Annotated in this window: 6 protein-coding genes and 1 pseudogene; 6 read left to right on the forward strand and 1 reads right to left on the reverse strand. The window is 45.6% G+C overall.

Annotated elements, in window-relative coordinates; all coding sequences use genetic code 11:
- Window positions 1-35: 35 nt before the first annotated feature.
- The 6 genes from K5R16_RS15555 (at window position 36) to K5R16_RS15580 (ending at window position 8,958) form a co-directional block, all read left to right on the forward strand.
- Window positions 36-1,256 (forward strand): FAD-dependent monooxygenase, encoded by a 1,221-nt coding sequence (locus tag K5R16_RS15555; protein WP_220738466.1) that lies wholly within the window; start codon window positions 36-38, stop codon window positions 1,254-1,256.
- Between the two features lie 267 nt (window positions 1,257-1,523).
- Window positions 1,524-2,618 (forward strand): glycine cleavage system aminomethyltransferase GcvT, encoded by a 1,095-nt coding sequence (gcvT, locus tag K5R16_RS15560; RefSeq protein WP_220738467.1) that lies wholly within the window; start codon window positions 1,524-1,526, stop codon window positions 2,616-2,618.
- A 481-nt stretch (window positions 2,619-3,099) separates the two neighbouring features.
- Window positions 3,100-3,489, forward strand: a complete 390-nt coding sequence (gene gcvH / locus K5R16_RS15565; RefSeq protein ID WP_020911098.1) for a glycine cleavage system protein GcvH — start codon at window positions 3,100-3,102, stop codon at window positions 3,487-3,489.
- Window positions 3,490-3,663: 174 nt separating this feature from the next.
- Entirely contained in the window at window positions 3,664-6,552 is a 2,889-nt protein-coding gene (gene gcvP / locus K5R16_RS15570) for an aminomethyl-transferring glycine dehydrogenase (RefSeq protein ID WP_220738468.1), read from the forward strand.
- Between the two features lie 522 nt (window positions 6,553-7,074).
- A complete protein-coding gene (locus K5R16_RS15575; protein ID WP_259649902.1) occupies window positions 7,075-7,476 on the forward strand; it encodes a hypothetical protein in 402 nt (133 codons plus the stop codon).
- A 612-nt stretch (window positions 7,477-8,088) separates the two neighbouring features.
- The gene (locus tag K5R16_RS15580; protein WP_220738469.1) at window positions 8,089-8,958 is read left to right on the forward strand and encodes a hypothetical protein; all 870 of its coding nucleotides are present in this window, start codon (window positions 8,089-8,091) and stop codon (window positions 8,956-8,958) included.
- Between the two features lie 296 nt (window positions 8,959-9,254).
- Here K5R16_RS15580 and K5R16_RS15585 read toward each other — a convergent pair.
- Window positions 9,255-9,462 (reverse strand): annotated as a pseudogene (locus tag K5R16_RS15585) (IS4 family transposase); the annotation flags it as partial.

A 9,462-nucleotide genomic window follows, 5' to 3' on the forward strand; every position in this document is an offset into this window, starting at 1 on the left:
ATTTTTAACATTGCTATAAAGAGTAAGGGTAAAAGATGTTAAGCACACAAACTTATGATGTCGCCATTGTTGGCGGCGGTATGGTTGGGTTAGCGACCGCCATTGGCTTGGCAATGAAAGGCGTGAGTGTGGTTGTTATCGACGCAGGCCAAACCCATGCCGTATCCGGTGCGCCTAAACTCAGAGTGAGTGCAATTAATAAAGCCAGTCAGCACTTACTAACTAATCTCGGTGCTTGGCCCTATCTTGCGGCGAGTCGCATAAGCCCTTACCAAAAGATGCAAGTTTGGGACAAAGACAGCCTAGGTAAAATTGATTTCGATGCTCAATCACTCAGCGAAACTCATCTTGGTGCGATTATCGAGAACGACGCTATTGCCTTTGCACTTGCCGAACGCGCAACTGAGTTCGATGAGCTAACCTATATCGAAAACCAACGACTAGAGCGTATCGCCTTTGGCGAGCGAGAAGCTTGGCTAACTTTAGACAATGGCGACAGCATTAGCGCCGCATTAGTGGTTGCTGCTGATGGCGCTAATTCATGGGTGCGTGAGCAGTGTAAGATCCCAATGACCTTCTGGGACTATAACCACCACGCTGTGGTTGCAACCATTCGCACCGAACTGCCCCATAACGATACAGCAAGGCAAGTATTCGACAGTGAAGGGCCGCTGGCCTTCCTGCCTTTATATGAAAAAGATCTCTGCTCTATTGTTTGGTCAGTATCGCCAGACAAAGCCAAAGAGCTACAAGCATTAGATAAGCAACAGTTTGAACGGGCACTAACCGCTGCCTTCGACGGCCGTTTAGGTATGTGCTCGCTAGAAAGCGCTCGCCAAGCGTTTCCGTTACGTATGCGTTATGCGCGCCACTTTGCTCGTCACCGTTTGGTACTAGCGGGCGATGCGGCGCACACCATTCATCCATTAGCTGGGCAAGGGGTTAACTTAGGTTTTCTCGATGCAGCCAGCATAGTGCAAACGGTGAGTGAGCTTAAAGAGCAGGGCAAAGATATTGGCGATTATCGCCATTTGCGTAATCTTGAGCGCTGGCGTAAAGCTGAAGCACTGGAGATGATAAGCGCAATGGAGGGCTTTAAAAGGCTGTTTGAAGGCAGTAACCCGATCAAAAAAGCCATTCGTGATATCGGTCTAAATCTGGTCGACAATTTTGCGCCATTGAAAACACTGTTTATTCAACAGGCGCTCGGCAACAAGAAAAGCCTGCCTGAGCTATGTAAAAGTGAACAAGATTAACATTTAGCTGTTTTAGCTAAAGATGAATAACTCTTTAATTTCATAGGCTTGTTATTTTATCTAAGCAAAGCAGCATTTTAGTGTAAATAAATTACATGTATAACATGAGAAAAACTAATGACGAAACTGTTCGGATTAGAAAATTCTTTTGTATACAAAGGCAATACTCAAGGTATAATTTCGCCGCATTTTAATACGACCAAATTGATCTGGTGACTAGCACCCTACACCAGTTGCAGACTTGAATACCCCAAAGAAGGGATAAAAATGGCTAACAAAACTGTACTTTTTAACAAGCACCTAGAATCAAATGGCAAGATGGTAGATTTCCACGGTTGGGATATGCCACTTAACTACGGTTCTCAAATCGAAGAGCACCACGCTGTGCGTCAAGACGCAGGTATGTTCGACGTTTCTCACATGACAGTTGTTGATGTGATTGGTGATGACGCTTGTGCCTTTTTACGTAAGTTGCTAGCCAACGACGTAGCCAAGCTAAAAGTACCAGGCAAAGCGTTATACGGCGGCATGCTTGACCACAATGGCGGCGTCATCGACGACCTTATTACCTATTACCTTTCTGATACTGAATACCGCATCGTAGTTAACTCTGCGACTCGCGAAAAAGACTTAGCTTGGATCAATGAGCAAGTTAAAGGTTTCAGTGTTGAAGTGACAGAGCGTCCTGAACTGGCGATGATCGCCGTTCAAGGTCCTAACGCTAAAGCAAAAGCAGCAACTGTATTCAACGACGCGCAAAATGCTGCAGTTGAAGGCATGAAGCCATTCTTTGGCGTACAAGCTGGCTCACTATTTATCGCAACGACAGGCTACACTGGCGAAACAGGTTACGAAGTTATCGTGCCAGAAGCAGAAGCAGAAGCATTATGGCAAGCTTTCCTAGACGCAGGCGTTAAGCCATGTGGCCTAGGCGCACGTGACACACTCCGTCTTGAGGCGGGCATGAACCTTTACGGCCTAGATATGGACGAAAGCGTTAACCCACTAGCAGCAAACATGGGCTGGACGGTTGCTTGGGCACCAGAAGATCGTGACTTCAACGGTCGTAAAGCACTCGAAGCGATTAAAGCCGCTGGCGCAGACAAGTTAGTCGGCCTAATCATGGACGCTAAAGGCGTTATCCGTCACGGCATGTCAGTATTCTTTACCGACAGCGACGGTGTTGAGCAGCAAGGTACAATTACGAGTGGTACATTCTCGCCAACACTAGGCTACTCAATCGCAATGGCACGTGTACCAAACACTATTGGTGACGTGGCAGAAGTTGAAATGCGTAAGAAGCGTGTCGCGGTTAAAGTGATTGCACCTTCGTTTGTACGCAACGGTAAACAAGCATTCTAATTTTTCTGGATTAATACTGGTTACTTCGGCCTACTTTGTCGTCGTCAGTGCTCATTGATGCTTATCAACTGCGCGCTGACTCCTAAAATTAGACCGAACTACCTGCGTATTAACAGTAGAAAAGTGTGCTGAGATGAGTTGTTATCATCGACAGCACATAATGTTTTCTGGATTAATACTGGTTATTTCAGCCTACTAGCAATTTAGAATGAACTGGCTAAGGTATTAATCATAGAAAAAAGCATAAAGCTGGCTTGCTTTGATTGATGGATAGAGCAAGTCAGCGTAAAATTTGTGGTTACATCGCGCATGAGTAGTAACGTTGACGTATACGTCACTTTATACCCTAGACGGTTAGCGTTAATATCAACGGTAAGCATGAACCGCTGCGCCTAAGCGCAAAACTGATAAAAGCCTTATAAATCAGTGTAACGTCTTATAATATTACAGAATTAGAACAATCGAATAAGGATTAAGACCAATGAGCAATATCCCAGCAGAACTAAAATATGCTTCTTCTCACGAGTGGGTTCGTAAAGAAGAAGACGGTAGCTACACAGTAGGTATCAGTGAGCACGCTCAAGAGCTATTGGGTGACATGGTGTTCGTTGAACTTCCAGAAGTTGGCGACGACGTTAACGCTGGTGAAGACTGCGCAGTAGCAGAGTCTGTAAAAGCAGCATCTGACATCTACTCACCACTAACAGGTGAAGTATTGGCAGTTAACGAAGCACTAGAAGATTCTCCAGAGCTAGTTAACAGCGATGCATTTGGTGATGGTTGGTTCTTCCGCGTGATGCCTTCTGACACCGCTGAGCTAGAAAATCTGCTTGATGCCGAAGGTTATCAAGCGGTTATCGACGACGAGTAAGTCGCGATAATCAACAAAGCCCCACTCTGCTAAAGGTTGGGGCTTTGTTCGTTATATAGCATGTCACTCTTTACATACTTAGACATGCCACAGAACAATCGAATTCTAAACAACGAGACCGGTAGCTCCGCCCCCTACAGGCTGGATACTGGCAAAAATGGAACTAGGTTACTCATGACCAAAGAAACCCTTACGCAGTTAGAGCAGCACGAATTATTTCTTAGCCGCCATATCGGTCCAGGTGCCGAGCAGCAGCAAGAGATGCTGAATTTTGTGGGTGCAGAATCGTTAGCAGACTTGACCGGACAAATCGTTCCAGAGTCTATTCTGATTAATCGTGACCTCGCCGTTGGCGATTCATGTGGTGAAGCTGAAGGCATGGCTTATATCCGTCAAATTGCGGATAAAAACAAAGTCTTCAAAAGCTACATAGGTATGGGTTATCACGGTACTGAAGTACCGACAGTTATCCAGCGTAACGTGCTTGAAAATCCAGGTTGGTACACGGCGTACACGCCATACCAACCAGAGATTGCTCAAGGTCGCCTTGAAGCTATCTTGAACTTCCAGCAGCTTTCTATGGATCTCACCGGTCTTGACCTTGCGTCTTCATCACTGCTTGATGAAGCGACCGCTGCCGCCGAAGCGATGGCGCTGTCTAAGCGTGTTTCTAAAGCTAAAAAAGCTAACATCTACTTTGTTGCAGATGACGTATTCCCACAAACATTAGACGTGATAAAAACGCGCGCTGAATGCTTTGGTATGGAAGTCGTTGTTGGTCCTGCAGCTGAGGCAGTTAACTACGAGCTATTTGGTGCCTTGTTCCAGTACACCAATCGCCACGGTCAAATTGTTGATCACAGCGAATTGTTTACCAAGTTACATGAGAAAAAGGCCGTTGTGTCAGTCGCCGCCGATATCATGTCGCTAGTGATGCTTAAGTCTCCAGGTTCTATGGGCGCCGATGTTGTATTTGGTAACTCACAGCGCTTTGGTGTACCAATGGGCTTTGGTGGTCCTCACGCTGCATTCTTCGTAACTCGTGACGCCCACAAACGCTCACTACCAGGCCGTATTATCGGTGTATCACAAGATACTCGTGGTAACCGCGCCCTGCGTATGGCAATGCAAACTCGTGAGCAACATATCCGCCGCGAAAAAGCTAACTCAAACATCTGTACTGCACAGGTGTTACTTGCCAACATGGCATCGTTCTACGCAGTCTTCCACGGCCCACAAGGCCTTAAGGTGATTGCAGAGCGTATTCACCGTTTAGCTGACATTCTTGCAGCAGGCCTAACGGCTAAAGGCGCAGAGTTGGTTAACAACACTTGGTTCGACACTATCTCTATCAAAGGGCTAGATGTTGCCGCTGTAGTTGCGCGTTCAGAAGCTGCTGGTCTTAACCTGCGTATCGATAGCGATGGCATTGTTGGCGTTAGCGTCAGCGAAACTACGCTACGTACTGACGTTGCAGAGCTATTTGACGTTATCTTGGGCGCAGGCCATGGTCTAGATGTGGCTGCACTTGATGCAGCAATCGTTGCCAACGGCAGCACATCAGTGCCAGCTGAACTTGTTCGCACCGACGCCATCTTGACGCACCCAACGTTTAATCGCTACCAAAGCGAAACCGAGATGATGCGTTACATCAAGCGTCTCGAGAACAAAGATTTAGCCTTGAACCACTCAATGATTTCACTCGGTTCATGCACCATGAAGCTAAACGCAGCCACCGAGATGATGCCTATCACTTGGCCTCAGTTTGGTAACATGCACCCATTCTGCCCACTTGACCAAGCACAAGGTTACGCTCAACTGCTTGAAGAGCTATCGACTTGGTTGGTGGATATTACAGGTTACGACGCAGTATCCTTGCAGCCTAACTCTGGTGCACAAGGTGAATACGCCGGTCTACTTGCGATTAAGCAATACCATGAGTCACGTGGCGATGCGCACAGAAATATCTGTTTGATCCCACAATCAGCGCACGGTACAAACCCAGCGTCAGCGCAACTTGCTGGCATGAAAATCGTGGTTACCGCGTGTGATAAAGCCGGTAACATCGACATGGATGACCTGCGTGCTAAAGCGGCAGAAGTTGCCGACAACCTATCATGCATCATGGTCACTTACCCATCGACTCACGGTGTGTATGAAGAAACCATTGCAGACATCTGCGACGTAATTCATGAACACGGCGGTCAAGTTTACCTTGATGGCGCCAACATGAACGCACAGGTAGGCCTAACATCACCTGGCTTTATCGGCGCTGACGTATCGCACCTTAACTTGCACAAAACCTTCGCTATTCCACATGGCGGCGGCGGACCAGGTATGGGCCCAATCGGTGTTAAAAAGCACCTTGCGCCATTCCTATCTGGCCACACTGTAGTTAAGCATGGCCTAGAGTCAGACAACAACGGTGCCGTCTCTGCAGCGCCATACGGTAGCGCAGGGATCTTGCCTATCACTTGGATGTACATCAAGTTACTCGGTAAGAAAGGTCTGCGTGAGTCTACGCAAGTGGCACTGCTTAACGCTAACTACATGATGAAGAAACTGTCTGAGCATTACCCAGTTCTTTATACAGGCCGAAATGACCGTGTTGCCCATGAGTGCATCATCGATTTACGTCCACTTAAAGAGTCATCAGGTGTGACTGAGATGGATATCGCTAAGCGTCTTAACGATTACGGCTTCCATGCGCCAACCATGAGCTTCCCTGTTGCGGGAACCTTAATGATTGAGCCTACAGAGTCTGAGTCTAAAGTTGAGCTCGACAGATTCATCGAGGCAATGGTGTCTATTCGCGGCGAAGTTGCCAAGGTAGAAGCCGGTGAGTGGCCAGCGGACAACAACCCGCTACACAATGCACCACATACTCTTGCAGACATCATGGACCCAGCGTTTGATTCACGTCCTTACAGCCGTGAAGAAGCCGTGTTCCCAACGGCAGCGGTTAAGTTGAATAAGTTCTGGCCAACGGTTAATCGTATTGATGATGTGTTTGGGGACAGAAATTTATTCTGTGCTTGTGTGCCAATCAGTGACTACGAATAAATGACTACTTAACCTCGGTAATACGGCTTCAGCCTCAGGTTTTCGCTGCTCATTGACAATAGTCAACTCCGCGGCGAAAACCATCGGCTTCCTTGTTTTACCGTCGGCAGTAACGTCATTTGTATGAAACGCACCCTTAGTGGTGCGTTTTTTATTGGTTTTTTATGGCCTAAGGCCACTAAAGTCGTGGCGCTTCGCCCACACCTGACCAAAAAGGGGAAAGCGCTTGCCCCCCTTTTGGATATCCCTCAGCGCCCCAGACGAAGTTGTTTCCCTCGTACTTATTCGAAATCGCCTAACGCTTCCGATGGGACATCCTGTCCCGCGAAAGCTATGACCACGTCCGTGTGGGCATTACGGCTATTTCTTCAACGTACTTCGGCAACTTCGATGGGGAATAGGTGTGTTCTGTAAGTCTACGTTGAAAGTTTATTCGACAGTGGTTGCATCATGCGATATTAGCCAGCAGAATCACCCTCATAATGCTTGAATTTAACCAGAACAAAGTGACGATAAAAACAGATGATCCAGACTGATATGCAACAGCAACTTCCTATTACTATTTTGGCTGATAGCCGTTTTTCCAGTTCGCTTAAACCTTTGTTGACTCAACTGGAAATGTGGATCAATTTCCAAACCTTAAAAGCGGATTGGTTTGGTGATGAAGCCTGTATCTTGTCGTTTGAGTTTACCTTGGTTAGAACGATTGAAGAGCGAGCTCAAGATTTCAAATCAGAAAACTGGGTCGTAAAGTCAGGTTATGCTTACTCTTATGACTGCAAGAGCTTAAAAACGACTGCTTTTATTGCGGTTGCTGACTTGCTTGAGTCTGGTGTAGGAATAGAGCTGGGGATAAAGGCGCGGTTAGTGGCTGTGGCTAATGGTGTAGGGGCAGAGCATGGGTTATTGGGGCTGTCATTGTAAGGAGTTGATAATTGCTAGCTGTTGCTAGCTACAGCGGCGTTGAACATCGGCTTCAGTGCTTGTTGACAGGAGTCAACTCCGCGCTAGAGCCTTCGGTTCGTCTTGCATTAGCATCGCCAGCGACGCAATTATGGAGCAGTTAGCTTTATTTTAGTGTAGGAGCGGCTATAGCCGCGAAGTGGTTAAAGCAAACCCTTTGTGGCTCGGTTTTTTGTATGCGTATTAAGAAACCTGCTTTAGGGGGATAGCTAATGAATAATCATCCCTTTTAGTGAATCGGCTTGAGTGCAGCAAAATGCAGATGTTTTCAAAAGCGCTGGCATATAAGTGATTGCAACAAATGTAAAAACTAGGTTACTGTTTGATTTGATAAGGAAGCGTATGTTGATCTGTAGGCTTATGCATTTGCAACGACACTAGGGGAGAAGTGTGGGTTCGTTTATATTAAATACGTAAAAATTATAACATTTAAATTAGTGCAGCCTACCCAAGTAAATCTTCACTAACTTGTAATGAGCGCGTCCCCTTTCGTTATTCCATTAAGTTTAATTCAAACTAGATAACCTTTCTCTTAATGCTAATTATGGACAAAACAATTTATACGGAGATGTAATGAGAAATATTTGCTTAATGTTGGTAGTTTTATTGACTCCTGCAATTGCAGCGGCTCAAGATGTAATATCAAAAACCGAGTTTACAGCTAAATTTATCGAGCAAGCCAGAGCTAGTGTTCCTAGTACTGAGTATACAATTGTTGCTGATTTACAAATAACTTCAGATGATAAAAATGGATATCAAAGTCATATACACTTAGGTAGCTCTTATGATACTTATCTCGCAGGGGATCGGGATTTGGAGTTGGTGATTTTAGATCGAGTTGCAACAGAAAAAACTATTCGCCATGCTTTTGAAAATAAGAAAGTGACAACCATTCTTCCTGTGATTAAAAATGTACATTATATCAATGCTGTTAAAGAGCAAATGTTAAAGGCAGGTCAAAGCGAATCAGAAGTGCCATTATACTTTGAAAAAATAAATGATGATTTGTACTTACTATTTGTTTTTGATACAGAAAGTAGTATGCGATATGTATCACCAGCAGATGTCAAAAACCTTGATCTAACAGAGCAAATTAGAGACATAGCCGCCCAGAATATTACTTCTTACTTTAATCGGGTTGATGCAAAATTTGAAGCGCTAGACAATGAAGAGGTCGGGCGTGTGATCAGGTTTAAAGCTGACACGAATTACGAAGCATCGATATTAACTGCATTAGAGTTTATTCGAACCGACGAAATGAACTTTATAGGAGAAGCTGTTGTATTCGTTCCCGGCAGGAATATGGTACTTTTTGCAGACTCTGGCGATATAAAGTCACTTGCAAAAGCCGCACATATAGCACAGAAAGGGTTCAAAGAGCTTGGCTACCCAATTTCTCCTTTCGGTTATATCCTTAGAGAAGGAAAATGGTATAGATTGTAATAATTGGTGGAGGCGGGCTGTGTAATAATAAGTGGGGGATCCGTCAGGGTCAGAGCCCTTTATCGTAGATGAATAACTTTAGTATACTCTGACCCTACTTTTCGTAGGGATAGAGCAGGGGATCAAGCAGCGGTTGGTGGATGTGGCTAATGGTGTTGGGGCTGAGCATGGGTTATTGGGGCTGTCATTGTAAGGAGCTGACAATTGCTGCTTAGGCTCGCTACTGAGACGTTGAGCCTTGGCTCCAGTGCTTGTTGGGTAAAAGTTTACTCTGCCCCTGAGGGATCCCCACGAATTTAATAGCATGCTTGTGGCTCCCGAACTAAGCCTTGTAGTGTTTTGATTGCTACCTGCCAATGCAATTTCAACAGCTTCATGTTCCTATCTTTGTATGCTCTCAAGCCTATGAATTGGTTTGAGAGTACGTTGCGGTGCTTTATTGAGTTAGCTTGATATTGCCAGTGTTTACCAGCAGCTTTCACCGCTAATCCTAAAAGATAAAGC

It is taken from the genome of Shewanella sp. c952 (genome assembly GCF_019654975.1).
In the GTDB taxonomy this organism is placed as follows: domain Bacteria; phylum Pseudomonadota; class Gammaproteobacteria; order Enterobacterales; family Shewanellaceae; genus Shewanella.

Bases quoted from the DNA above. Each gene is read 5' to 3' on its own strand.
- K5R16_RS15555 (WP_220738466.1), top strand. From the start codon at position 36: ATGTTAAGCACACAAACTTATGATGTCGCCATTGTTGGCGGCGGTATG.
- gcvT (WP_220738467.1), top strand. From the start codon at position 1,524: ATGGCTAACAAAACTGTACTTTTTAACAAGCACCTAGAATCAAATGGC.
- gcvH (WP_020911098.1), top strand. From the start codon at position 3,100: ATGAGCAATATCCCAGCAGAACTAAAATATGCTTCTTCTCACGAGTGG.
- gcvP (WP_220738468.1), top strand. From the start codon at position 3,664: ATGACCAAAGAAACCCTTACGCAGTTAGAGCAGCACGAATTATTTCTT.
- K5R16_RS15575 (WP_259649902.1), top strand. From the start codon at position 7,075: ATGATCCAGACTGATATGCAACAGCAACTTCCTATTACTATTTTGGCT.
- K5R16_RS15580 (WP_220738469.1), top strand. From the start codon at position 8,089: ATGAGAAATATTTGCTTAATGTTGGTAGTTTTATTGACTCCTGCAATT.